This is a genomic window from Caballeronia sp. LZ028, assembly GCF_031451415.1.
GTDB lineage: Bacteria > Pseudomonadota > Gammaproteobacteria > Burkholderiales > Burkholderiaceae > Caballeronia > Caballeronia zhejiangensis.
In genome coordinates this window covers 1,393,036-1,417,821 of record NZ_JARUXN010000004.1, presented here as the reverse complement: position 1 = coordinate 1,417,821, position 24,786 = coordinate 1,393,036, and the positions used below count along the sequence as shown (strand labels likewise).

25 protein-coding genes are annotated in these 24,786 nt (G+C 64.4%); 23 read left to right on the top strand and 2 right to left on the bottom strand.

The window, feature by feature from the left end:
* Positions 1-12 precede the first annotated feature (12 nt).
* Both QCE58_RS29215 and QCE58_RS29210 read left to right on the top strand, forming a co-directional pair.
* A complete protein-coding gene (locus tag QCE58_RS29215) occupies positions 13-720 on the top strand; it encodes an SDR family oxidoreductase (RefSeq protein ID WP_033536683.1) in 708 nt (235 codons plus the stop codon).
* A gap of 33 nt (positions 721-753) precedes the next feature.
* On the top strand, positions 754-1,929 hold the full coding sequence (locus QCE58_RS29210) for a thiolase family protein (RefSeq protein WP_250521483.1): 1,176 nt from the start codon (positions 754-756) through the stop codon (positions 1,927-1,929).
* A gap of 9 nt (positions 1,930-1,938) precedes the next feature.
* Here QCE58_RS29210 and QCE58_RS29205 read toward each other — a convergent pair whose 3' ends face one another.
* A complete protein-coding gene (locus QCE58_RS29205; protein ID WP_250440342.1) occupies positions 1,939-2,355 on the bottom strand; it encodes a YciI family protein in 417 nt (138 codons plus the stop codon).
* A gap of 193 nt (positions 2,356-2,548) precedes the next feature.
* On the opposite strand from QCE58_RS29205, the gene QCE58_RS29200 reads away from it, so the two are divergent.
* From QCE58_RS29200 to QCE58_RS29175, 6 genes are read left to right on the top strand one after another with little or no spacing between them, the layout of a single operon-like run.
* Complete coding sequence (locus QCE58_RS29200) at positions 2,549-3,568, top strand: LacI family DNA-binding transcriptional regulator (RefSeq protein WP_175982938.1); 1,020 nt, start codon at positions 2,549-2,551, stop codon at positions 3,566-3,568.
* A 2-nt stretch (positions 3,569-3,570) separates the two neighbouring features.
* The gene (locus QCE58_RS29195) at positions 3,571-5,058 is read left to right on the top strand and encodes a sugar ABC transporter ATP-binding protein (protein ID WP_175982939.1); all 1,488 of its coding nucleotides are present in this window, start codon (positions 3,571-3,573) and stop codon (positions 5,056-5,058) included.
* Positions 5,039-6,055, top strand: coding sequence for an ABC transporter permease (locus tag QCE58_RS29190; protein WP_008354108.1), 1,017 nt, complete (start codon positions 5,039-5,041; stop codon positions 6,053-6,055). Before QCE58_RS29195 ends, QCE58_RS29190 begins: the two co-directional genes overlap by 20 nt.
* A gap of 25 nt (positions 6,056-6,080) precedes the next feature.
* Positions 6,081-7,046, top strand: coding sequence for a substrate-binding domain-containing protein (locus tag QCE58_RS29185; RefSeq protein WP_008354107.1), 966 nt, complete (start codon positions 6,081-6,083; stop codon positions 7,044-7,046).
* A gap of 45 nt (positions 7,047-7,091) precedes the next feature.
* The gene (locus tag QCE58_RS29180) at positions 7,092-8,159 is read left to right on the top strand and encodes a sugar phosphate isomerase/epimerase (RefSeq protein WP_250521484.1); all 1,068 of its coding nucleotides are present in this window, start codon (positions 7,092-7,094) and stop codon (positions 8,157-8,159) included.
* Positions 8,156-9,280, top strand: a complete 1,125-nt coding sequence (locus QCE58_RS29175) for a Gfo/Idh/MocA family protein (RefSeq protein ID WP_175982941.1) — start codon at positions 8,156-8,158, stop codon at positions 9,278-9,280. Before QCE58_RS29180 ends, QCE58_RS29175 begins: the two co-directional genes overlap by 4 nt.
* 145 nt (positions 9,281-9,425) lie before the next feature.
* Here the strand turns inward: QCE58_RS29175 and gndA are convergent, their stop codons facing one another.
* The gene (gene gndA, locus QCE58_RS29170) at positions 9,426-10,832 is read right to left on the bottom strand and encodes an NADP-dependent phosphogluconate dehydrogenase (RefSeq protein WP_008354103.1); all 1,407 of its coding nucleotides are present in this window, start codon (positions 10,830-10,832) and stop codon (positions 9,426-9,428) included.
* A gap of 286 nt (positions 10,833-11,118) precedes the next feature.
* Between gndA and QCE58_RS29165 the strand changes: the two genes are divergently transcribed.
* From QCE58_RS29165 to QCE58_RS29095, 15 genes are all read left to right on the top strand, one after another.
* Entirely contained in the window at positions 11,119-11,460 is a 342-nt protein-coding gene (locus QCE58_RS29165) for a hypothetical protein (protein ID WP_250521494.1), read from the top strand.
* A gap of 29 nt (positions 11,461-11,489) precedes the next feature.
* Entirely contained in the window at positions 11,490-12,416 is a 927-nt protein-coding gene (panE, locus tag QCE58_RS29160; RefSeq protein ID WP_008354101.1) for a 2-dehydropantoate 2-reductase, read from the top strand.
* Between the two features lie 5 nt (positions 12,417-12,421).
* The gene (locus QCE58_RS29155) at positions 12,422-12,973 is read left to right on the top strand and encodes a chromate transporter (RefSeq protein WP_033536666.1); all 552 of its coding nucleotides are present in this window, start codon (positions 12,422-12,424) and stop codon (positions 12,971-12,973) included.
* Positions 12,970-13,497: a chromate transporter gene (locus tag QCE58_RS29150; RefSeq protein WP_175982943.1), complete on the top strand. Its 528-nt coding sequence runs from the start codon at positions 12,970-12,972 to the stop codon at positions 13,495-13,497. Before QCE58_RS29155 ends, QCE58_RS29150 begins: the two co-directional genes overlap by 4 nt.
* A 55-nt stretch (positions 13,498-13,552) precedes the next feature.
* Entirely contained in the window at positions 13,553-13,891 is a 339-nt protein-coding gene (locus QCE58_RS29145) for a thioredoxin family protein (RefSeq protein ID WP_008354098.1), read from the top strand.
* Between the two features lie 87 nt (positions 13,892-13,978).
* Entirely contained in the window at positions 13,979-14,683 is a 705-nt protein-coding gene (locus QCE58_RS29140) for a FadR/GntR family transcriptional regulator (RefSeq protein WP_008354096.1), read from the top strand.
* A gap of 10 nt (positions 14,684-14,693) precedes the next feature.
* Positions 14,694-15,590 (top strand): L-threonate dehydrogenase, encoded by an 897-nt coding sequence (gene ltnD, locus QCE58_RS29135; RefSeq protein WP_250521485.1) that lies wholly within the window; start codon positions 14,694-14,696, stop codon positions 15,588-15,590.
* Positions 15,587-16,864 carry a 3-oxo-tetronate kinase gene (gene otnK / locus QCE58_RS29130; RefSeq protein ID WP_250521486.1) on the top strand — a complete coding sequence of 426 codons (1,278 nt, stop codon included), beginning with the start codon at positions 15,587-15,589 and terminating at the stop codon, positions 16,862-16,864. Before ltnD ends, otnK begins: the two co-directional genes overlap by 4 nt.
* Positions 16,864-17,505, top strand: a complete 642-nt coding sequence (locus QCE58_RS29125; protein ID WP_008354093.1) for an aldolase — start codon at positions 16,864-16,866, stop codon at positions 17,503-17,505. Before otnK ends, QCE58_RS29125 begins: the two co-directional genes overlap by 1 nt.
* A 335-nt stretch (positions 17,506-17,840) precedes the next feature.
* Positions 17,841-18,629, top strand: a complete 789-nt coding sequence (otnI, locus tag QCE58_RS29120) for a 2-oxo-tetronate isomerase (RefSeq protein ID WP_250521487.1) — start codon at positions 17,841-17,843, stop codon at positions 18,627-18,629.
* 16 nt (positions 18,630-18,645) lie between these two features.
* Positions 18,646-19,611: a D-erythronate dehydrogenase gene (denD, locus tag QCE58_RS29115; RefSeq protein ID WP_008354091.1), complete on the top strand. Its 966-nt coding sequence runs from the start codon at positions 18,646-18,648 to the stop codon at positions 19,609-19,611.
* A gap of 266 nt (positions 19,612-19,877) precedes the next feature.
* Positions 19,878-20,990, top strand: a complete 1,113-nt coding sequence (locus tag QCE58_RS29110) for a DedA family protein/thiosulfate sulfurtransferase GlpE (RefSeq protein ID WP_250521488.1) — start codon at positions 19,878-19,880, stop codon at positions 20,988-20,990.
* Positions 20,987-22,789, top strand: coding sequence for an FAD-dependent oxidoreductase (locus QCE58_RS29105; RefSeq protein WP_008354089.1), 1,803 nt, complete (start codon positions 20,987-20,989; stop codon positions 22,787-22,789). The genes QCE58_RS29110 and QCE58_RS29105 overlap by 4 nt, the downstream gene beginning before the upstream one ends.
* Before the next feature lie 381 nt (positions 22,790-23,170).
* Entirely contained in the window at positions 23,171-23,839 is a 669-nt protein-coding gene (locus tag QCE58_RS29100) for a cysteine hydrolase (protein WP_250436340.1), read from the top strand.
* Between the two features lie 18 nt (positions 23,840-23,857).
* The gene (locus QCE58_RS29095; protein WP_250521489.1) at positions 23,858-24,772 is read left to right on the top strand and encodes a DUF2877 domain-containing protein; all 915 of its coding nucleotides are present in this window, start codon (positions 23,858-23,860) and stop codon (positions 24,770-24,772) included.
* Positions 24,773-24,786: the final 14 nt, after the last annotated feature.

Below are 24,786 nucleotides of genomic sequence, written 5' to 3'. Positions count from 1 at the left end.
GCGGAGCAGATCATGCAGGTCAAAGGAAAAGTGGTACTCGTCACCGGCGCCAATCGCGGGCTCGGCAAGCAATTTGCGAAGTCGTTGATCGAAGCGGGCGCGGCGAAGGTTTATGCGGCCGCGCGCGATCCGAAGAGCGTCGACATTCCGGGCGTCGAAGCGATCCGCCTCGACGTGACGAACGCCGCGGACATCGCGGAAGCAGCGGCGACCTACACCGACGTCCAAGTGATCGTCAACAACGCGGGCGTGACGACGCGCGGCTTGCTCGTCGATCCGGCATCGACGCAAGGCATTCGCGATCTGCTCGAAATCAACACGTTCGGCCCCATTGCGCTCACGCAGGCATTCGCGCCCGTGCTGAAGAAGAACGGCGGCGGTGCGGTCATCAACGTTCTTTCGGTGCTGAGCTGGGTCTCGTTGCCGGCGGGCGGCGCGTATCACATCTCGAAGGCGGCGGCGTGGGCGGCCACGAACGCCCTGCGCGAGGAATTGCGCGAGCAGGGCACGCTCGTCGTGGCGGCGCATCCCGGTTACATCGATACCGACATGACCGCGCAAGTCACCGCGCCGAAATCGACGCCGGAACATGTCGTGCGCGAAGTGCTCGCGGCGGTGGAGAAGAATCAGGAAGAAGTGCTCGTCGATGACACCGGGCGCGCGGTCAAGCAATCGCTGTCGACCGACGCCCCCATCTACCTCACCGGAATTCCGCGCTGATCGGAGGCTCGCCATGTTTTTGCGCAGGACATCGTGTTGTGTCATCCGGTGCGTACGGCGATCGGCGGGTTCGGCGGCTCGCTGAAGGACACGCCCGCCGTCGATCTGGGCGCGGCCGTCATCGCGGAAACGTTGCGGCGCGCGGGTTCGGCGCTCGATCCGTCATCGGTGGATTCGGTCGTGTTCGGCAACGTCATTCAGGCGGGCAACCGCATGAATCCGGCGCGACAGGCGTCGGTCGGCGGCGGCGTGCCGGTTTCCGTGCCCGCGCTGACGGTCAATCGCGTGTGCGGCTCCGGCGCGCAGGCCGTGGTGACGGCGGCGACGGAAATCGCGGCGGGCGTCTCGCGGCTTGCCATCGCGGGCGGCATGGAGAACATGGACCGCGCGCCGTATCTGCTCGATGGCGGTCGTCGCGGTTATCGCATGGGCAACGCGCAGATCTACGACAGCCTGCTGCGCGACGGTCTCGTCGATGCGTTCTCGGGCGAGCATTCGGGCTGGCATACGGAAGATCTCGTGTCGAAGTTCGATATCACGCGCGAGGCGCAGGATCGCTGGGCCGAGCGCTCGCAGCAGTCGTTTGCGGCGGCGCAGAAGGACGGCGCGTTCGATGCGGAAATCGTCGGCGTCGATGTGAAGGCGGGCAAGGAAACCGTTGCGTTTGCGCGCGATGAGCAGCCGCGTCCCGACACGAATTTCGCGGCGCTGGCGAAATTGCGTCCGGCATTCCGTCCCAACGGCACGATTACGGCCGGCAATGCGCCGGGGCTGAACAGCGGCGCATCGGCGATGATCGTGACGAGCCGCAACGAAGCGGACGCGCGCGGCATCGAACCGTTCGTGCGCCTGGCGGCGTTCGGCGTTGCGGCGGTCGAGCCGGGGATGTTCGGGCTCAGTCCGGTGCCCGCCGTGCAGCAGGCGTTGCAGCGCGCGGGATGGACGCTCGGCGATGTCGAGCGCTTCGAGATCAACGAAGCGTTCGCGGCGGTGCCGATCGCGGTGGCGCAAACGCTCGGCGTGCCCGACGACATCGTCAACGTCGAAGGCGGCGCGATCGCGCACGGTCATCCGATCGGCGCGACGGGCGCCGTGCTGACGACGCGCCTCGCCCACGCGATGCGCCGCGACGGCGTGAAGCGCGCGATCGTGACGCTGTGCATCGGCGGCGGGCAGGGCATCGCGCTCGCGCTGGAAGCGATCGCGTAGGCGTTCGCGTCAGCGCTTCGCGTTCTTCTGCATGTCATCGAAACCCGCCGCGGCTTGCTGCACGTCCGGCGGGAAATCGTCCATCTCCATGACCTGCCGCACTTCGATCATCTCCGTATCCGATCCGGGGCAACGCTTCGCCCATTCGATCGCTTCCTCGCGCGACTTCACCTGGACCATCCAGTAGCCGCCGAGCACTTCCTTCGCTTCGGCGAACGGTCCGTCGGTGACGCGCGGCTTGCCGCCTTCGAACGTGACGCGCGCGCCCATCGACGGCGGATGCAGTCCGTCGAGCGCGAGCAGCACGCCGGCCCTCTGCAATTCCTCGTTGTATTTCATCATCGCGGCGACGGCTTCGGCGCTCGGCATCGTGCCCGGTTCGGCGCTTTCGTAGCCGCGCGGAATCATCAGCATCATGAATCGCATGTGGATCGCTCCTTGAAGTTGGTGTATTTATCGAGCGTCTTCGGTACGCTCACACCTAACGACGAGCAACATGACACGAGATCGACATGCCCGCCCTTAAGCGTTTTTCCCTAGTCGATTGCTGTTGCCTTCGCGACCCGTAAGATCAAATAATGTAATCCATTACATCTCGATCGCGACGCGCGGCAAAGCGATGTCAGATACGGTTCGACCACGCGAAGAAGTATCGATTGCCGACGTCGCTGAACGCGCGGGCGTGTCGGTCGCGACCGTATCGCGCGTGCTCAACGGACACACGAACGTTCGCGAGACGACGCGCGAAAAAGTGCTCGAAGCGGTCGCGACGAGCGGCTATCGCATCAACGAGCTGGCGCGCAATCTGCGCACGGCCGAAAGCCGCCTGCTCCTCACGATGGTCCCCGACTTCGGCAATCCGTTCTATGCGGCGATCGTGCGCGGCATCGACAGCGTCGCGCGTCAGAACGGCTACTTCATGCTGCTGTGCGATACCGGCGCGGACCCGTTGCGCGAGCGAAGCTATTTCGATCTGCTGCGCGGCCGCCGCGCCGATGGCGCCATCTGTCTCGATCCCGCCGCCGTGCAAAAAGCGCTCGCCGAAGAAGCGTCGACGCTGCCGTGGGTCGCGTGCTGCGAGTTCGATCCGGCGGCGGGCGTGCCGTACGTCGGCATCGACAATCATCTCGCCGCGGGCGATGTCGTGCGTTATCTGACGGCGAAGGGGCATCGGCGCATTGCGCTCATCAACTCGGGTCAGGGTTATCTGTATGGACGACAGCGGCTCGCGGGCTATCGCGATGCGTTGATCGAAGCCGGCATCGAGCCGCGCGCGGAGTGGCTGATCGAACTCGACAGCCTCGATTACGACGCGGGCGAGCGCGCGGCCGCGCAACTCGCATCGTTGGGCGATGCGCGTCCGACGGCCGCCTTCGCCGTGTCGGACACGCTCGCCATCGGCGTGATGAACGGCTTTCGCGGCGCGGGCTTTTCAGTGCCCGACGATGTCGCTGTCGTCGGCTTCGACGATATCGCCGTTGCCGCGCATGTCGATCCGCCGCTCACGACCGTTTCGCAGCCGATGCAACTGCTCGGCGAAACCGCAGCCGACCTGCTGCTCAAGCGCCTGCGCGACCCGCGCGCGGATGTGCCGGGCGTGCTGCTGCCGCATCGGCTGATTCGAAGAAGGAGCGCGTGACGATGAGCCTCGCCGTGCGCTTTCAGGGCATCGAAAAGCAGTTCGGGCCGGTGCGCGTGCTGCACGGCGTCAGCTTCGATCTCGCGCCGGGCCGCATCTACGGATTGCTCGGCGAGAACGGCGCGGGCAAGTCCACGCTGATGAAGATTCTCGCGGGCTACGAGCGTGCGAACGCGGGCGAGCTTTTCGTCGATGAACGCGCGCGCGACTTCGCGAGTTCGCGCGATGCCGAACATGCCGGCATCGTGCTGATCCATCAGGAATTGAATCTCGCGGATCATTTGAGCATCACGCAGAACATGTTCCTCGGGCACGAGCTGAAGAAAGGCTTCTTCCTCGATGAAGCCGCGATGCGCGACGATGCCCGCGCCGCGTTGAACGACGTCGGCCTGCACAAGAATCCCGATACGAAGGTGCGCGATCTGATCGTCGCGGAGAAGCAGCTCGTCGAGATCGCGAAGGCGATGTTGCGCAGCGCGCGCCTGCTCATCATGGACGAACCGACCGCGACGTTGACGCCATCGGAGACGCAGCGTCTCTTCGGCCTGATGGCGCGTCTGAAGGAAGCGGGCACGACCATCGTCTATATCTCGCACAAGCTCGACGAAGTGGAACGCGTGACCGACGAAGTGATCGTGATGCGCGATGGCCGCTTCGTCGCGCGCGCGCCGACCGACGAGCTGACGCGTCAGCAGATGGCCAATCTGATGGTCGGCCGCGAAGTCTCCGACATGTTCCCCGACAAGCCGCCGTTGTCCGACGACGCGCCGGTCGCGTTCGAAGTCGAAGGCGCATCGGTGCCGGGCTGGGCCGACGGCATCGGCTTTTCAGTGCGCAAGGGCGAAGTGTTCGGCTTCGCGGGACTCGTCGGCGCGGGGCGCACGGAGCTGTTCGAAGCGCTCGTCGGCCTGCGTCCGCTCTGTGCGGGGCGCGTCGTCATCGACGGAAAAACGGTCAAGCTCAAAGGCCCGCGCGAAGCGATGCAGCAAGGCCTCACTTATCTGAGCGAAGACAGAAAGGGGCGCGGCCTCCACGTCGACATGGCGCTGAAAGACAATCTCACGATGATGACGCTGGAGCGCTACGCGCATCCGCTCATCGATACGCGCGCGGAACGCGAAGCCCTGAACGCGGCGGTGAAGGACTTCGGCATACGCACCGGCAACGCGTCGATACGCGCGCGCATGCTGTCGGGCGGCAATCAGCAGAAGCTCGCGCTCGCGAAGTTCCTGAATCCCGATCCGCGCGTGATCGTGCTCGACGAACCCACGCGCGGCGTCGATGTCGGCGCGAAACGCGATATCTATTTCCTGATTCATCGGCTGGCCGCGGAAGGCCGCGCGGTGATCGTGATCTCGTCCGAACTGATCGAGCTGATCGGCTTGTGTCATCGCGTCGCGGTGATGCGCGCGGGCGAACTCGTCGCGACACTCGGCATGGATCTTTTGACCGAAGAGAGGTTGATCGCGCATGCGACCGGCACACACTGAAGACACCGAAAGCGAGAGCCGTCTCTCCACCGTCGCGCGCTTCATGTTCGGCGTCGGGCCGCTCATCGGGCTGATCGCGCTGTGTATCGGCGGCACCTTGCTCAACGGCGATTTCGCCACCGTCGACAACGCGATGAACGTGCTCACGCGCACGTCGTTCATTGGCATCATCGCGGTGGGGATGACCTTCGTCATCATCTCGGGCGGCATCGATCTGTCGGTCGGTTCGATGGCCGCGCTCATCGCGGGCAGCATGATCTACATGATGAACGCGCTGATGCAGGGCTTTCACGGCCACGCGGTGCCGCCGCTTCTGATCATCGCGCTCGGCATCGTGCTCGCGCTCGTGCTCGGCGCGCTGTTCGGCTTCGCGCATGGCGTGCTCGTGACGAAAGGTCGCATCGAGCCGTTCATCGTCACGCTCGGCACGCTCGGCATATTTCGCGCGCTGCTCACATGGCTCGCGGATGGCGGCGCGCTCACGCTCGACAACTCGCTCGTCGATCTTTACGGGCCGGTTTATTACGCGAGTCTGCTGCATGTTCCGGTGCCGATCTGGGTGTTCGCGATCGTGGCGGCGGGCGGTGCGCTCGTGCTCAATCGCACGGTGTACGGGCGTCATGTGCAGGCGATCGGATCGAACGAACAGGTCGCGCGTTATGCGGCGATTCGCGTGGATCGTGTGAAGATCGTCACGTATGTGCTGCTCGGTTTATGCGTGGCCGTCGCGACGATTCTGTATGTGCCGCGCTTAGGCTCCGCCACGCCGACGACGGGCCTCCTGTGGGAACTCGAAGCGATCGCGTCCGTCGTGGTCGGCGGCACGGCGCTGAAGGGCGGCGAAGGGCGCGTGATCGGCACGGTCATCGGCGCGATTCTGCTTTCGGTCATCAACAACATTTTGAATCTCACGAGCATCATCAGCGTGTATCTGAATGCGGCGGTGCAGGGCGCCGTCATCATCCTCGTAGCATTCTTGCAGCGCGGTCGTCGTTGATAGTCATAAAACAGGAGACATCGTCATGAAGAAAATGCTTCGCGCGCTCGGCGCGCTCACGTTGACGGCGAGCGCGTTCGCCGCTGCATCGTCGTCCGCATTCGCCGCCGACAAGGTCGTGCTGGGCGTCGCCATTCCGACCGCCGATCACGGCTTCACGGGCGGCATCGTGTGGTGGGCCAACGAAGCGAAGAAGGAACTGGAAAAGGCGCATCCCGACCTGAAGGTGATCGTGAAGACGGCGAGCACCGCGCCCGAGCAGGCGAACCAGTTGCAGGATTTGGTCACGGTCAACAAGATCAATGCGCTCGTGATCTTCCCGCAGGAATCGGCGTCGCTCACGCAACCGGTCGCGCAGGTCAAGAAGAAAGGCGTGTATGTGACGGTGGTCGATCGCGGCCTGACCGACACGAGCGCGCAGGACGCGTACGTCGCCGGCGACAACACCGCTTTCGGCAAGATTCCCGCCGAGTTTCTCGCGAAGCAGTTGAACGGCAAGGGCGATATCGTCGCGCTGCGCGGCATTCCGACGACACTCGACAACGAGCGCTGGAACGCCTTCGAAGGCGTGCTGAAGCAATATCCCGACATCAAGATTCTCGATGCGAAATACGCCAACTGGAATCGCGACGATGCGTTCAAGGTAATGCAGGACTATCTCACGCGCTTCAAGCATATCGACGCGGTGTGGGCCGCGGATGACGACATGATGGTCGGCGTGCTGAAGGCGATCGATCAGGCGAAGCGCACGGACATCAAGATCGTGTTCGGCGGCGCGGGATCGAAGGAAGCGGTGAAGCGCATCATGGACGGCGACGCGCGCGTGCCGGCCGATGTCTCGTATTCGCCGAAGTTCATCTACGACGCGATCAAGCTGACCGCCGAAGCGCGCCTGAAGGGCGACAAGCTGCCGCCGACGACGATCATCCCGTCGGTGCTCATCACGAAGGACAACGCCAAGCAGTTCTATTTCCCGAACTCGCCGTTCTGACGCGCGAAGGCCGTTCATCCGGCCTTCTTTTTGTAGAGGCGAAAGATGAAAACCATCAAAGGCCCGGCGATATTTCTCGCACAGTTCATGGGCGATCAGGCGCCGTTCGATACGCTCGCGAATCTCGCGTCGTGGGCGGCGTCCCTCGGTTACAAGGGCATACAGGTGCCTGCCGATCCGCGTCTGATCGATCTGGAGAAGGCCGCATCGAGCGATGCGTATTGCGATGAGATTCGCCGCACCGTCGACGATGCGGGCGTCGCGATCACCGAGTTGTCGACGCATCTGCAAGGACAACTGGTCGCCGTGCATCCCGCATACGACACGCTGTTCGATGGCTTCGCCGCGCCGCATGTGCGGGGCGATCCGGCCGCGCGGACCGAATGGGCGATCGCGCAAATGAAGCTCGCGGCGGCGGCGTCGAAGCGTCTCGGCTTGAACGCGCACGTGACGTTTTCGGGCGCGCTCGCGTGGCCGTATGTGTATCCGTGGCCGCAGCGTCCGGCGGGTCTCGTCGAAGCCGCGTTCGAAGAGCTTGCGAACCGCTGGCGTCCGATTCTCGACGAGTTCGATCGCGCGGGCATCGACGTGTGTTACGAGCTTCATCCTGGCGAAGACCTGCATGACGGCGTGACGTTCGAGCGTTTTCTCGCGGCGGTGGACGATCATCCGCGCGCGAACATCCTGTTCGATCCGAGCCACTTCATGTTGCAGCAGCTCGACTACCTTGCGTTCATCGACATCTATCACGCGCGCATCAAGGCGTTTCACGTAAAGGACGCCGAGTTCCGGCCGAGCGGGAAACAGGGCGTGTACGGCGGCTATTCCGGATGGGTCGATCGCGCCGGCCGCTTCCGTTCGCTGGGCGATGGCCAGATCGACTTCAAGGCGATCTTCTCGAAGATGGCGCAATACGATTTCGGCGGCTGGGCCGTGCTCGAATGGGAATGCGCGCTGAAGCATCCGGAAGACGGCGCGCGCGAAGGCGCGGTGTTCATCCGCGATCACATCATCCGCGTGGCCGAGCGCGCCTTCGATGACTTCGCGGGCAGCGGCGCGAGCCGCGAGCAGATGCGCGGCGTGCTCGGCTTCGATTCCGGAGACAAGCGATGAATCGCGTGCGGTTGGGGATGGTCGGCGGCGGCGAGGGCGCGTTCATCGGCGCGGTGCATCGCATTGCGGCGCGGCTCGACGATCGCTATGAACTCGTCGCGGGCGCGTTGTCGTCGGATGCGCGGCGCGCGGCATCGAGCGCCGCGGCGATCGGGCTCGCGCGCAGCTACGACGATTTTCGCGAGATGGCGCGCATCGAGGCTGGACGCTCGGACGGCATCGAGGCGGTCGCGATCGTCACGCCGAATCATCTGCATGCGCCGATCGCGACCGCTTTTCTCGAAGCGGGCATTCACGTGATTTGCGACAAGCCGCTCGCCGTTTCGCTCGATGAAGGCGAGGCGCTGGCGAAGCTCGCGCGCGAGAAGGATCGCGTGTTCGCGGTGACTTATACCTACACGGGTTATCCGCTCGTGCGGCATGCGCGCGGAATGGTACAGCGCGGCTTGCTCGGCGACATTCGCGTGGTGCAGATCGAGTATGCGCAGGACTGGCTGTCTCTTCCTGTCGAGACGCAGGCGAACCGGCAGGCCGTATGGCGCACCGATCCCGCGCTCGCTGGACCGGCGGGATGTCTCGGCGATATCGGCACGCACGCGTATCAGCTTGCGGAATACGTGACGGGGATGCGGCCATCCGAGCTTGCCGCCGATGTGACGACGTTCGTGCCGAATCGTCGTGTCGACGATCATGTGCAGGCGATGTTGCGCTACGAGAACGGCGCGCGTGGCATGTTGTGGGCGAGTCAGGTCGCGGCCGGCGAGGAGAACGCGTTGCGATTGCGCGTGTATGGGACGAAGGCGGGCATTGCGTTCGATCAGCAGAAGCCGAACGAATTGTGGTTCACGCCGATAGGCGGCGCGTCGGAGCGCATCACGCGCGGGCGCGTGCAAAGTCCTGAAGCGCTGCACGCGACGCGCGTGCCGGCGGGACATCCGGAAGGGTATCTGGAAGCGTTCGCGCAGGTTTATACGGATGCGGCGGCGTGTATCGCGAGCGGGACGACGCAGGGGGATGACTGGCTGACGACCGTCGAGGATGGGGTCGCGGGGTTGCGGTTCGTGGAGGCGGTGTTGAGGAGTGGGGGGCGGAATGGCGAGTGGGTGGGGCTGAAGAATTAGTCGAATACCCACTTTCTTCGCCTTCAGCCGAAATGCGCGCCAAACGCTCGATTGCGAATCGAAGGTTTCGCAGCTTGGCTGCAAGAAAAAACGCGGCTTCCAAAGGAAGCCGCGTCTCATGCTCTCGATCTGTTCAGTCAGATCCTCACGCCCAATTCGCGTGAAAACTCCCTTCCTTATCCGTGCGTTCGAACGTATGCGCGCCGAAGAAATCGCGCTGCGCCTGCACCAGGTTCGCGGGCAACCTCTCCGACCTATACGCATCGAAGTAAGCAATCGCCGACGAGAACGCCGGCACCGGAATCCCCGCCTTCACGGCCGCCACGACGACATCGCGCAGCGCTTCCTGATACTTCGCCGCGATATCGCTGAAATACGGATCGAGCAACAGATTCGCGAGGTCGGGCTTCGCAGCATAAGCATCGGTGATCTTCTGCAAAAAGCGCGCGCGGATGATGCAGCCCGCCCGGAAAATCTTCGCGATCTCGCCGTAATGCAGATCCCACTTGTACTCTTCCGACGCCGCGCGCAACTGCGCAAAACCTTGCGCATACGAGACGATCTTCGACAGATACAGCGCACGCCGCACCGACTCGACGAACGCCGCGCGATCGCCGTCGAACTTCGGCGTCGGGCCTGCCAGCACCTTGCTCGCCGCCACACGCTGCGTCTTCAGCGACGACAGCACGCGCGCAAACACCGCTTCCGTAATCAAAGGCAGCGGCGCGCCGAGGTCCAGCGCGTTCTGGCTCGTCCACTTGCCCGTGCCCTTTTGCGCGGCGCGGTCGAGAATCACATCGACGAGATCCTTGCCGGTTTCCTCGTCCTTCTTCGAGAAAATCTTCGACGTGATTTCGATCAGGTAACTATCCAGTTCGCCCTGATTCCACTCCACATACACCTTGCCCAGCTCTTCGTTCGACAGACCGGCGACGCGCTTGAGCACGTCATAGCTCTCGGCGATCAACTGCATGTCGCCGTATTCGATGCCGTTGTGCACCATCTTCACGAAATGGCCCGCGCCGTCCGGGCCCATGTACGCGACGCACGGCTCGCCGTCCGGCGCCTTCGCGGCGATTTCCGTGAGGATCGGCGCGACGAGTTCGTACGCTTCCTTCTGTCCGCCCGGCATGATCGACGGGCCTTTGAGCGCGCCTTCCTCGCCGCCCGACACGCCCGTGCCGATGAAATGCAGCCCCGACTTCGCGAGATCCTGATTGCGGCGGATCGTGTCGGTGAAATGCGTGTTGCCGCCGTCGATGAGAATGTCGCCCTTTTCCAGCAGCGGACGCAGCGAAGCGATGGTCTCGTCGGTGCCGGCGCCGGCCTTCACCATCATCAGAATGCGGCGCGGCTTTTCGAGCGACTCGACGAACTCTTCGAGCGTGTAGGTCGGCACGAGCTTCTTGTCGGGATGTTCGGCAATCAGTTCGTCGGTTTTGGCGCGGCTGCGGTTGAATACCGAAACGGCGTGGCCGCGGCTCTCGATGTTCAAGGCCAGGTTGCGGCCCATGACGGCGAGGCCTACCACGCCGATAGCTTGCTTGCTCATTGCTTGATCTCCGAATGACCGAAGCGTCGCGCGGCTCGTGGCGCGCGGCTTCGGGATGAAAACGTGTCGATGGGGCGGCGCCCGCGCGAGAGAGATCGTCTCCGGTTCCGACCGGCGGCGCGATGGGCCGCGCCGATGTCCGATCGTTTTGCGCGAGCGCAGACCGCCCGAATTTACCACTTTGAGACGCATCCGGCAGGGGCCGCGCCGTCCGATCGAGCGCCAAAAGCATCGCCGTCATAGAATGGACGCCCGCAACGAGCACGCCGCGAAGGCCATCCGAAACATGCCGCCCGCCCGGCGCGCGCGCAGCCATCATTACTCCGTCTACTTCGTCGAACTGTCCGGAACGGTCTGGAACGAAGCGCGTTTCCGTCGCGCGAATCCGGATTACGTGATCGGCATGCCGTTCGTCTACGTGGGCATGACGGGCATCGATCCCGACGTGCGCTTCGACAAGCACAAGGCCGGCATCCAGTCGAATCGCTATGTCCGCGAATACGGACTGCGGCTCCTGCCGCAACTGTATGAGATGTACAACCCGATGCCCTACGACGGCGCGCGCGACATGGAAGTGGAACTGGCGATCGGCTTGCGCGAAGCGGGCTATGGCGTCTGGCAGGCGTGAACGATTCATACAGCGAAAAGGAGCGAGACATGCGGATTCTGGTAGTGGGCGCGGGGGCCATCGGCGGATATTTCGGTGCACGGCTGCTCGAAGCGGGCCGCGACGTGACCTTTCTCGTGCGCGAGCGCCGCGCCGAGCGGCTGCGTCAGTGCGGCCTGAAAGTGAAGAGCCCGGAAGGCGATCTCGCGTTCGCCTGTCCGCCGATGGTGCTCGCGAAAGACATCGACGGCCCTTACGATCTCGTGCTCCTGAGCTGCAAGGCCTACGACCTGCAAGGCGCGATCGATTCCTTCGCGCCCGCCGTCGGTCCCGATACCGCGATCCTGCCGCTCCTGAACGGCATGGGCCATCTCGACGCGCTCGACGCGCGCTTCGATCCCGCGAACGTGCTCGGCGGCCAATGCGTGATCGCCGCGACGCTCGACGCCGAAGGCGAGATCGTGCATCTGAACAACATGCATTCGATGACTATCGGCGAGCGCACGGGCGGCCGCTCGGCGCGCATCGACGCAATCGCCGCGCAACTCGACGGCGCGGGCTTCGATTTAAACGTGAGCGAAGACATCCTTCAGTCGATGTGGGACAAGTGGGTGTTCCTCGCCACGCTCGCGACCGGCACCTGCCTGATGCGCGCGCCCATCGGCGATATTCTCGCGGCGCCGGGCGGCGAGGCGCTGCTGTTCCAGCTCTTCGACGAATGCTGCGGCATCGCCGGCGACAACGCGCACGCACCGGGCGAGGCGGTCGTCACGCGCGCGCGGGCGTTTTTCTCGGAGCGCGGCTCGCCGATGACCGCATCGATGCTGCGCGATCTCGAGAACGGCGCGCCGATCGAGGCGGATCACATCGTCGGCGATCTGCTGTCGCGGCGGCGCACGCAAATCGCCGGGCTGTCGGCGCTGGCGGTCGCATACGCGCATCTGAAAGCCTACGAAGCGCGCCGGGCACGCGCGTGAGCGTCATGTCCGGCGACGGCCACGCGCCACGGCCGACGGTCGCCGAAATCTTCATCGGCTTTCTGACGCTCGGGCTGACGGCGTTCGGCGGCGCGCTGCCGCTCGCGCGGCGCGAGATCGTCGAGCGCCGCAAATGGCTCGACGCCGACGCGTTCACCGATCTCCTCGGCCTCTGTCAGTTCCTGCCGGGCGGCAACGTGATCAATCTGTCGGTGGCAATCGGCATGCGCTTTCGCGGCGTGCCGGGCGCGCTCGCGGGCTTGCTGGGGCTGCTTGTCGGACCGTCGCTCATCGTGATCGGGCTCGGCGTGATCTATCAGCGCACGCATCAGGACCCGCGCATCGCGCATCTGTTCGCGGGACTCGCGGCGGCTGCGGCGGGCCTGCTCATCGCGATGGCGGCGAAGATCATGTGGCCGCTGCGCCGGAAGCCGGAAGCGGCGATCGTCGCGCTTCTGATGTTCGCGTCGATAGCGATCCTGCGCACGCCGCTCCTGCCGACGATGCTCGTCTTCACGCCGATTTCGGTGCTGATCGCGTGGAAAGTCCGCCGATGAAAAACGATCTGCTTTCGCTCGCGGCGATCTTCAGTCAGCTCTCGCTGCTCGCGTTCGGCGGCGGCAATTCGATCCTGCCGGAAATGCAGCGTCAGGTCGTGCAGGTTCACGAATGGATGTCGAAGGCCGATTTCTCCGCGCTCTTCGCGCTCGCGCAGGCCGCGCCGGGCCCGAACATGATGGTCGTCACGCTGATCGGCTGGCATGTCGCCGGCTGGCCCGGCGTGCTGGTGACGTCGATCGCGAAGTTCGGGCCGTCGTCGCTCGTGACGATCGCCGCGATGCACGCGTGGGAGCGCTTCAAGGATCGCCCGTGGCGGCGCTTCATCCAGCTCGGGCTCGTGCCGATCACGGCCGGGCTCGTCGCGGCGAGCGCGTTGCTGATCGCCGAGGCATCCGATGGAACCTGGACGCTCGCGGCCATCACGGCGCTCGTCGCGCTCGTCTCGTACCGGACGAAGCTGCATCCGCTGTGGCTGCTCGCGGGCGGCGCGCTCATCGGGCTGACGGGTTTCGGCCAGTAAGATCGGGCAAGTTTTCTGCTGGCTTCATCGACAACAAAAGACAAGGAAGCACGCCATGAGCATGAACATCGAATACGCGAAGACCGCACCGGATCGCACGGAAATCGACGCGCTCACCGGCCCGACGGTCGTCGAGTTCGGCACCGACTGGTGCGGTTTCTGCCGTGCCGCGCAACCGTTGATCGCGCAGGCATTTCAGGATCATCGCGCGGTGCAGCACATCAAGATCGAGGATGGCAGCGGCCGCCCGCTCGGACGTTCGTTTCGCGTAAAGCTCTGGCCGACGCTCGTCTTCATGCTCGGCGGCAAGGAAGTCGCGCGCCTCGTGCGCCCCGGCGACGTCTCCGAAATTCGTGACGCGCTCGCGCTCATCGACGAGCCGCTCGCGCAGTAAGCCACGACCGAGGGTTATTCCTCGGTCCACTTCCATCGTAAAAATTTGTATGATGACCCGATGACCTGACGAGGCGCATCGAGTCGCATGTTCGAGAAAATTCCGCCGCGCGCGTTGAGCGACACCGTCGCGCAACAATTGCAAAAGCTGATCGAGAAGGGCAGTTTCGCCGCGACCGGCAAGCTGCCGACCGAAGCGGTGCTCGCGCAGGAATTCGGCGTGAGCCGCACGGTCATTCGCGAAGCCATCTCGCGGCTGAAGAACGAAGGCATGGTCGAGCCGCGTCAGGGCAGCGGCGTATTCATCGTCGAGCGCGCGGGGATTCGGCCGTTGCGCATCGATTATGCGCAGGCGGTCGAGCCCGGCGCGGTCGTGCAGATTCTCGCGCTGCGCCGGGCGATCGAGGCCGAAGTGGCATCCGAAGCCGCGCAGCGGCGTACCGACGAACAACTCGCCGCCATCGATGACGCGCTCGCATCCATCGATGAAGCCGTGCGCGATGGCCGCGACGGCGTCGCCGAGGACGTCGCGTTCCATCGGGAAATCGCCAACGCGACCGGCAATCCGTACTTCCTGAAAACCCTCACCTTTCTGAACCAGTACCTGGAAGCGGGCACGCTCGTTACGCGCGGCAACGAGGCGCTGCGCGAGGACTTCATGCGTCAGGTGCGCGAGGAGCACGCGGCGATCGTCGAGGCGATCCGCGCGCGCGAGCCCGACGCCGCGCGCCACGCCGCGCAGACGCATCTCATCAACGCCGCGCGCCGACTGGCGGAAGCGGGCATCTGTTAAGGAATCTGCGATGACACGAAACGTCGGAGTGATCGGTTTGGGCGCAATGGGCATGGGCGTCGCGCGCTCGTTGCTGCGGGCGGGCTTCGCCGTGCATGCGTGCGACGTGCGCCAGCCGGTGCTCGATGCGTTCGCGGCCGAAGGCGGCATCGCGTGCGCGTCGCCGGCCGAGTTGGGCGGCAAGTGCGAGGTCGTGCTGACGGTCGTCGTCAATGCGGCGCAGACCGAAGCCGTGCTGTTCGGCGAAACCGGCGCGGTCGAAGCGATGAAACCCGGCGGCGTCGTGCTCGCGTGCGCGACGGTATCGCCGCAATTCGCCGCCGATCTCGGCAAGCGCATCGGCGAGAAGGGCGTGCACATGCTCGACGCGCCCTTGTCCGGCGGCGCGGCGAAAGCCAGCTCCGGCGAAATGACGATGATGACCTCCGGCCCCGCCGACGCCTACGCCGCCTGCGAGGACGTACTCGACGCGATCGCGGGCAAGGTCTATCGGCTCGGCGACGCCCACGGCGCGGGCTCGAAGGTGAAGATCATCAATCAGTTGCTGGCGGGCGTGCATATCGCGGCGGCGGCCGAAGCGATGGCGCTCGGCCTGCGCGAAGGCGTCGATCCGGATGCGCTTTACGACGTCATCACCCACAGCGCGGGCAATTCGTGGATGTTCGAGAATCGCGTGCCGCACATTCTTTCGGGCGATTACACACCGCTTTCCGCCGTCGATATTTTCGTTAAGGACTTGGGCCTCGTGCTCGACACGGCGCGCACGTCGAAATTTCCGTTGCCGCTGTCGGCGGCGGCGCATCAGATGTTCATGATGGCGTCCACGGCCGGACACGGCGGCGAGGACGATTCCGCGGTCATCAAGATTTTTCCGGGCATCGACATTCCGAAGGGAGCGAAGCAATGACGCAAGCGGCGCAGGCACTGCTCGGCTGTATCGCCGACGATTTCACCGGCGCGACCGATCTCGCCAACATGCTCGTGCGCGGCGGCATGCGCACGGTGCAGACCATCGGCGTGCCGGAAGCGAGCGCGCGGATCGAGGCGGACGCGATCGTCGTCGCGCTGAAGTCGCGCACGATTCCCGCCGACGACGCCGTGCGCCAGTCGCTCGATGCGCTCGAATGGCTGCGTGCGCAGGGCTGCCGCCAGTTCTTCTTCAAGTATTGCTCGACGTTCGATTCGACCGACAAGGGCAACATCGGCCCGGTCGCGGACGCGTTGCTCGACGCGCTGAAGGACGATTTCACGATTGCGTGCCCGGCGTTTCCCGAGAATGGCCGCACGATTTTTCGCGGCAACCTGTTCGTCGGCGATGTGTTGCTGAACGAATCGGGCATGGAGAATCATCCGCTCACGCCGATGACCGACCCGAACCTCGTGCGCGTCTTGCAGCGTCAGACGAAATCGAAGGTCGGGCTCATTCGTTACGACACGATTGCGAAGGGCGCGGACGCGATCCGCGCGCGCATCGATGAATTGAAGAAGGACGGCGTGCGCCTCGCGATCGCGGATGCCGTTTCGGACGAGGACTTGTACGTGCTCGGCGACGCATGCCGCGATCTGAAGCTGATTACGGGCGGCTCGGGCATCGCGCTTGGATTGCCGCAGAATTTCCGCGCGGCGAATCTGCTGGCGCACGCGGAGCACGCCGCCGATTTGCCGACGATCGAGGGCAAAGCGGTGGTGCTGGCGGGGAGTGCATCGAAGGCGACGAACGCGCAGGTTGCGCACTGGCGCGAATCGAAGCCGGCGTTTCGCGTCGATCCGATGGCGTTGTCGCGCGGCGAGCCGGTCGTGCAGAGCGCGGTCGAATTCGCGCGCCAGCATGACGAGCCGGTGCTGATTTACGCGACGTCATCGCCGGAAGAAGTGAAGGCGGTGCAGAAGGAACTGGGCGTCGAGAAGGCGGGGCATCTGGTGGAAGACGCGCTTGCGTCGATAGCCCGGACGTTGCGCGATGACGGCTGCGCCAAATTCGTTGTGGCGGGCGGCGAAACGTCGGGCGCGGTGGTGCAGGCGCTGGACTTGCGTTCGTTGCGCATCGGGCCGCAGATCGATCCGGGCGTGCCGGCGACGCAATCGATCGGCGCGGATGGAAGCGGGGCGCTGGGCCTGGCGCTCAAGTCCGGCAATTTCGGCACGACCGATTTCTTTGAAAAGGCGTTGAAGGCACTGTGATGGCATCGAACGAGAACGCTATTCGCGAAGAGATCTGCGTGACGGGCAGAAGCCTGTACGAGCGCCGATATACGGTGGGCAGCGCGGGCAACATCAGCGCGCGGCTCGACGATGGCTGGTTGATCACGCCGACGGATGCGTGCTTGGGCCGCCTCGATCCGAACGACATTGCGAAGGTGGATGCGCGAGGCAATCACGTATCGGGCGGACGTCCGTCGAAGACGTTGGCGCTGCATCGCCGGATCTACGAAAACGATGCGAACGCGCGCGGCGTGGTGCATACGCATTCGACGCATCTGGTGGCGCTGACGTTGGCGGGCGTGTGGAAGAACGACGATGTATTGCCGCCGATCACGCCGTACTACGTGATGAAGGTGGGCCATGTTCCGCTGATAGCGTACCGCCGACCGGGCGACGAGTCGGTGGCGGAGGAAGTGGCGGCGTTGGCGTCGCGGGTGACGGCGGTGTTGCTGGAGCGGTTGGGGCCGGTGGTGTGGGAGAAGTCTGTGTCGCACGCGAGCTATGCGTTGGAGGAGTTGGAGGAGACGGCGCGGCTGTATCTATCGACGATGCCGCGTCCGGAGCCGTTGGCGGAAGAAGCGATAGAGGAATTGAAGAAGACGTTCGGCGCGCGCTGGTAACACAGAGCCGACTGACCGATCGGCCGCGAAGCGGGCTGGAGCCATTTCGTGCTGAACCAGCGCGCGAAACGGACTAGCTGGTCGGACCGTGCGCGAGCCAGGCCCGATGGGGCCTATGAGGGGCACTCTTTAGGCGAGTGCCACGGTGGACGAGAGTACTACCCAAATTGCGTGTGACCGCGGGCCTGAAAAGCTGCTTTCTTTGCTTACTTTCTTTGCAGCAGCAAAGAAAGTAAGTGCCGCCCCGCACAGGGGCAACGCCAATAGACCGACTCGAACACAGGATTCCATAGAAGCAAGCGCATTCGAAACCGGAACAGACGGAGCACAAGCAAATGCCAAGATTCGCAGCAAACCTGACGATGATGTACCCCGAGCACGCTTTCCTGGACCGCTTCGCCGCAGCGGCGAAGGATGGTTTCAAGGCGGTGGAATTCCTGTTCCCTTACGACTTTGAAGCGAACGAGATCAAGCAGCGCTTAACGGACAATGGCTTGACGCAGGCGTTGTTCAACGCCCCGCCGGGCGACTGGGCAAAGGGCGAACGCGGCATCGCCTCGTTACCGGGCCGCGAGGAAGAGTTCAAGCAGAGCGTCGCAAAGGGACTCGAATACACCGCCGTGCTGGGCAACGAGAAACTGCACGTCATGGCCGGCCTGATCGCAAAAGATCAGAACAGAGAGCAACATCGCGCGGTGTACCTGAAGAACCTCGAATACGCGGCAAAAGAAGCGCAGAAAGCGGGCATAACGATCGTGATCGAGCCGATCAACACCCGCGACATACCCGGTTTCTTCCTGAACCGCCAAGACGAAGCACAGCAAATCTGCGATGAGATCAATGCGCCGAATTTAAAGGTGCAATTCGACATCTATCACTGCCAGATCGTGGAAGGCGACATCGCGATGAAGCTTAAGCGCGACATGAAGCGCCCGAATGCGGGCATCGGCCATATCCAGATTGCGGGTGTGCCGGAGCGCCACGAACCGGGCATCGGCGAATTGAACTATCCGTATCTCTTCGAACTGATCGATTCGCTTGGCTACGAGGGCTTCATCGGCTGCGAATACAAACCGAAGGCCGGCACGTCGGAAGGTCTCGGCTGGCTCAAACCTTCTCTGTAAAAACGGAAGCGACCACATGAAGATACTCATCACGGGCGGCGCGGGCTTCATCGGTCAGCGACTCGCAAAGCGGCTGCTCGCGCGCAACGAACTCAATGGCAAGCCGATCACGGAACTGGTGCTGCTCGACGTAGCGCGTCCGCAAGACGACAGCCTGCTGAACGACAAACGCGTGCGCGCCGAAACCGGCGACATTTCCGACCCGGCGGTGCTGCAACGCCACGTCGACACGGGGACGGAAGCCATCTTCCATCTCGCTGCGATCGTGAGCGGCCAGGCCGAAGCGGATTTCGATCTCGGCATGAAGATCAACCTCGACGCGTCGCGCGCGCTGCTCGAAGTGTGCCGCGCGGCGGGCCACAAGCCGCGCGTCGTGTTCACGAGTTCGGTCGCGGTGTACGGCGGCGCGCTGCCCGACGTCGTGCAGGACGACACCGCGCTGAATCCGCAATCGTCGTACGGAACGCAAAAGGCGATCGCCGAGCTGCTGCTCTCCGATTACGCGCGGCGCGGTTTCGTCGATGGCCGCGTGCTGCGCCTGCCGACGATCAGCGTGCGCCCCGGCAAGCCCAACGCGGCGGCGTCGTCGTTCGCGAGCGGCATCATCCGCGAGCCGCTGAACGGCGAGCGTTCGACGTGTCCCGTCGATGGCGAAACGCGTCTGTGGCTGCTGTCGCCGAAAAGCGCGGTCGAGGCGCTGATCGCCGGCTGCGAAATCGAGCGCGAAAAGCTCGGCTTGCGGCCAGTCATCAATCTGCCGGGGCTGTCGGTCAGCGTGAACGAGATGGTCGCGGCGCTGCGCGAAGTGGCGGGCGACGAAGTCGTGCAGCGCATCGACTGGCAGCGCGACGAACGCATCGAGAAGATCGTGTGCAGCTGGCCGGGCGCGTGGAATACGGCGCGCGCGGAGCAACTCGGCCTGTCGGGCGATAAAAATTTCGCCGACGTGATCCGCGCCTATATCGCCGACGACCTCGCCTGAATCCCACTCTCCGGGCATCGCGCGCGCGATGCCCGCGTCCCGCGCGCCTGTCATGCTTACGATCGCGTTTCCGGGCTACACTTATCTCTTAAATGTGACGAACGTCGGCCCGGCGCCGCGCGTATCGCGTTGAACCACGAGCGGCCGCAAGCGCTCGTATCTCTCTCGCTTTCGTGCCTCGCGTGCCTAACGTGCTCCGTGCGCCTTCGCAGCGCCGTTCGCGGCGCGCGTCCCGTGAACAGACCATTCCCGCGCGGGAGATTCCCATGTTGTTGCATCAGCTAGTCGATCGATTCGGCCCGGCGATCGTGTTCGTCAACGTGATGGGCTCGGCGCTCGGGCTGCCCGTGCCCGCCATGCCGACGATGATCGTCGTCGGCGCATCCATCGCGCTGATGGCGGTCGACGGCGGCGCGTTCTGGCTGCCGCTCGTGGGCGTGCTGTGCGTCGCGGTGGCGGGCGGCGTGCTCGGCGATCTCGTCTGGTTCCAGGGCGGGCGCAAGTATGGCGACAAAACGCTCAAGACCATCTGCAAGCTCTCGCTTTCGCGCGATACCTGCGTGAAGAAGACCGAACGCTTCTTCGGGCGCTGGGGCGTACGCATCCTGCTCGTCGCGAAGTTCATCCCCGGTCTTTCGCTCGTCTCCGTGCCGCTCGCGGGCGCGATGGGCGTGAAGCTGCGCAGCTTCATCGCGCACGACGGCGCGGGCATCGCGCTGTGGGGCGCGGTCGGGCTGACGGTCGGCGTCATCTTCGCGGCGCAGTTGGAGATGGTCTTCGCGATGATCTCGCAGCTCGGGCGGCAGGCGGTGGCGGTCGTCGCGGTGCTGCTCGCGATCTACGTCACGTACCGCTGGTGGCGCCGCCGCGCGCTCATGGCGACGCTGGAAAAAGCGCGCATCAGCGTGGACGAGCTGTATGCGCTCATGAACGACGAGCCGCTGCCCGTAATCTTCGACATCCGTTCGCCCGAAAAACGCATGCTCGATCCCGAAGCGATTCCCGGCTCGATGTTCGCCGACGAACGCGATCTCGCGAAGATCATCGAGAGCTACGACAAGTCGCGCAAGGTCGTCATCTATTGCTCGTGTCCGAACGAAGTGTCGGCTGCGTGGATGGCGAAGACCATGCGTAACGCGGGTTTTCGCGACGTCGTGCCGCTCACGGGCGGGCTCGACGCGTGGCGGCTCGCCGGTTTTCACGTCGCGACGCTGACCGAGTTCGGCGAGCTCGCGGCGTCGTCGCCCGAGGAAGTCGCGGAAATGGCGGCGATGTGCCCGTGGCCCGTCAAGTCGTCGGTATCGGGATCGGCGTCGGCATCGCCCGCGGGCACCGCATCCCTGCATGAAGCTGGTTTTCCACACGGAGATCGCGCATGAGTACCACGCCGTTCAACGAGTCCTCTCAGGACATGCCGAATGTCGTCGCATGGAGCGCGCGCGAGCCGATGGAGAGTCCGAATCCGAACGTGGTGCCGACGCCCGCCGCCGCATCCTCGACGAGCGACGACAACGCGCCCTTCTCGCCGCTCGAAAGCCGCGTGCACCAGATGTTCCCGCGCCTGACCGATAACGAGATCGAGCGCATGAGCCGCTTCGGCACGCCGGCGCACTATCGCGCGGGCGAGTGGATTTTCCGCGTCGGCGAAACCGGGCGCGGCATGGTGATCGTCCTGAAGGGCGCGGTGCGCGTGACGCGGCGCGATGCGCTCGGCATCGAGCACATCGTGCGCGAGCACGGCGAGGGGCATTTTCTCGCGGAAGTGGCGCAACTCTCGGGCAAGCCGTGTCTCGTCGACGGCATGGCGGTCGGCGAAGTGGATGGCATCGTGATTCCGCCGGAGCGTCTGCGGGCGCTGCTCGTCGCCGAAGCGGAACTGGGCGAGCGCATCATGCGCGCGCTGATCCTGCGGCGCGTCGGCCTCATCGAAAAGGGCAGCGGACCGGTGCTGCTCGGCCCGTCCGACGACGGCCGTCTCGTGTCGCTGCAAGGCTTCCTGCGCCGGAATGGTTATCCGCACACGGTGATCGACGCCTGCACCGACCCCGATGCGATCTCGCTGCTCGAACGCATTTCGGCATCGACGGCCGATTTCCCGCTCGTCATCTGCCCGGACGGCACCGTGTTGCGCGCGCCCGATGAAAATCAGGTCGCGACGCAGCTCGGCTGGCTGCCGGAGTTCGATCCCGCGCATGTCTACGATGTCGCCGTCGTCGGCGCGGGTCCGGCCGGTCTCGCGACGGCGGTGTACGCGGCGTCGGAAGGTCTGTCGGTCGCGGTGTTCGATTGCCGCGCGCCGGGCGGGCAGGCGGGCGCGAGCTCGCGCATCGAGAACTATCTCGGCTTTCCGACCGGCATCTCGGGTCAGGCGCTCGCCGGGCGCGCGTTCGTGCAGGCGCAGAAGTTCGGCGCGCATATCGCGATTCCGACGAAGATCAAGGCGCTGCATTGCGACTGCAATCCGATCCAGATCGAACTACAGAACGGCACGCGCGTGACGACGCAGACGGTCGTGATCGCTTCGGGTGCGGCGTATCGGCGGCCGGACATCGCGGGGCTGGATCGGTACGAAGGGCACGGCACGTATTACTGGGCGTCGCCGGTCGAGGCGAAGCTCTGCAAGAACGCGGAAGTCGTGCTCGTCGGCGGCGGCAATTCGGCGGGACAGGCCGTCGTCTATCTCGCGACGCATGCGAAGCACGTCCATGTGCTGATTCGCGGCGCGGGGCTGTCGTCGAGCATGTCGCACTATCTGGTCGAGCGCATCGGCTCGCTGCCGAACGTCACGGTGCGAACGCATACGCAGATCACCTCGCTCGACGGCGACGGCCGCGCGCTCACGGCGGTCAATTGCAAGTCGCCGGATGGGCCGCTCACGATCGAGTCGCGGCATCTGTTCCTCTTCACCGGCGCGGACCCGAATACCGACTGGTTGCGCAACTGCAACGTGAACGTCGACGGGAAAGGCTTCGTGCTGACTGGACCGGAGGCCCACGAAGGGCGCACGGAAGGCGTCATGGCGCTGGAAACCAGCGTGCCGGGCGTGTTCGCTATCGGCGACGTGCGCTCGAGTTCGACGAAACGCGTCGCGGCGGCGGTCGGCGAAGGCGCTGCGGTCGTCGCGCAGATTCACGGCTTGCTCGCGAAGCGCGAAGCTTTGAGCGTGCCCGTGGCGTAAAACGCGCATCACGCTCCGGACGATAAAAACGGCCACTCGACAGTGGCCGTTTTTATTTTCGAATATCACGCGATCACGCGACATTCCGACTCAGTTGCAAAAGACTGTCTAAAGCCGCGCCAGTATTGACGCTCTGGGCGCTCATTATTGAGCTTCGAGAAATTTGATCCTCGGCGTTCAATCATTTCATCGTGTTCCAATTCGCGCTGCCTATAATCAGTTCGAAGTTCTGTCGAATTTGAACCGCACTGATTTTCAGTGGCATTAAGAATCGAATAATCGCGCGAACGGAGAATTCAATTATTTCGAATTCCTTATGAGTTCGTGCGTTTAAACCAATCGAACCGATCCATTTAATTCAACGAAGAAGAGGAGTATGCCGTGACGCAAAAACATTTCCGCGCCGAACCTTTCGATCTGGCTTTCGAGCCGAAACACACGGCGCTCGTCATGATCGACATGCAACGCGATTTCGTCGAACCCGGCGGATTCGGCGAAGCGCTGGGCAACGACGTGTCGTTCGTGCGCACCGCGATCGAACCGTGCAAGCGCGTGCTGGCCGCGGCGCGCGACGCCGGCATGCTCGTCATTCATACGCGGGAAGGCCATCGCGCCGACCTGACGGATTGCCCGCCGGCCAAACTCACGCGCGGCGGCAAGACTTTCATCGGCTCCGACGGTCCGATGGGCCGCATCCTCGTGCGTGGCGAGAAGGGCCACGACCTGATTCCGGAACTGTATCCGGTCGCGGGCGAGCCGGTCATCGACAAGCCGGGCAAGGGCGCGTTCTATGAAACCGACCTGCATCTCATCCTGAAGAATCACGATATCCGCACGCTGATCGTGTGCGGCGTGACGACCGAAGTGTGCGTGACGACGACCGTGCGCGAGGCCAACGATCGCGGCTTCGAATGCATCGTGCCGCAGGATTGCGTCGGTTCGTACTTCCCCGAGTTCCAGAAGTACGCGCTCGAGATGATCAAGGCGCAAGGCGCGATCTTCGGCTGGGTCAGCGACGCCGGCGCGGTCATCGAAGCGCTGCGCGGCTAAGGCGCGCTGAGCCTGCGCATGAGTCCGATCACGCTACGCGGCCTGAGCATCGGCTATCTGGCGCGGCCGGGCTTGTCGCGCACCGGGGATTTCGCGGTGCACAGCAGTTTCAGGCACGCGCTCAATCTCGTCGCGCAGACGGGCGACTGGTTCACGCTCGTCGATGCCGCGTGCGAGAACCTGTCGTGCGGCGCGCGCGTGAGCGCGCCGCCGGATTGGGACTGGCGCGACCATGCGCGGCCTGGCGAGCGCGTCCCGTTTTCCAATGGCCGTCTGAGCGGCGCGACGTGGCAGGCCGATCTGACCGGCGCGGCGTGCTGGCGGCCCGCGCTGCAAAGCGGAACCGGCGTGCGGATGTCGCCGGATGCGTTGTCGGCGCGGCATGAGCGCGTCGCGGCGCGGCTTGCGGCGCACTGCGCGCGGCACGCCGTGGCAGGCGCGCTGCAGGGGCTGCCGGGCTGGCCAGCGCACGCGCGCGCCGTCAGGCTGAGTCCACACGATGACCCCGCCACGCTCGCTGCCACGGTTCACGCGCTCGTCGGCCTCGGCGGCGGTCTCACGCCCGACGGCGACGATTATCTGCTCGGCTATCTCGCGGCGATTTGGGCCGCGCGCGGCGATCCGCAAATCGACGCGCATCGGCATGTCTTGTCGACCGAGCTGCGCGCGAATCTGCATCGCACGAACGATATCAGCCGCCATTACCTGCAACTCGCGCTCGACGGACATTTCAACGAACCGGTCGATCGATTTATCGCGATTGCATCGGCGGCGGACGAAAGCGCGGATATCGAACATGCCGCCGATGCCGTGATGCGCTGGGGCGCGTCGTCCGGCGTGGATTGTCTCGGCGGCATTTTGCACGGCATGCGCGCATGGCGAGAAACGATTCGAATGCGCGAAGCGAAATCATTATTCCCGGAATCGGCTTGAAGCATTTGCGATTC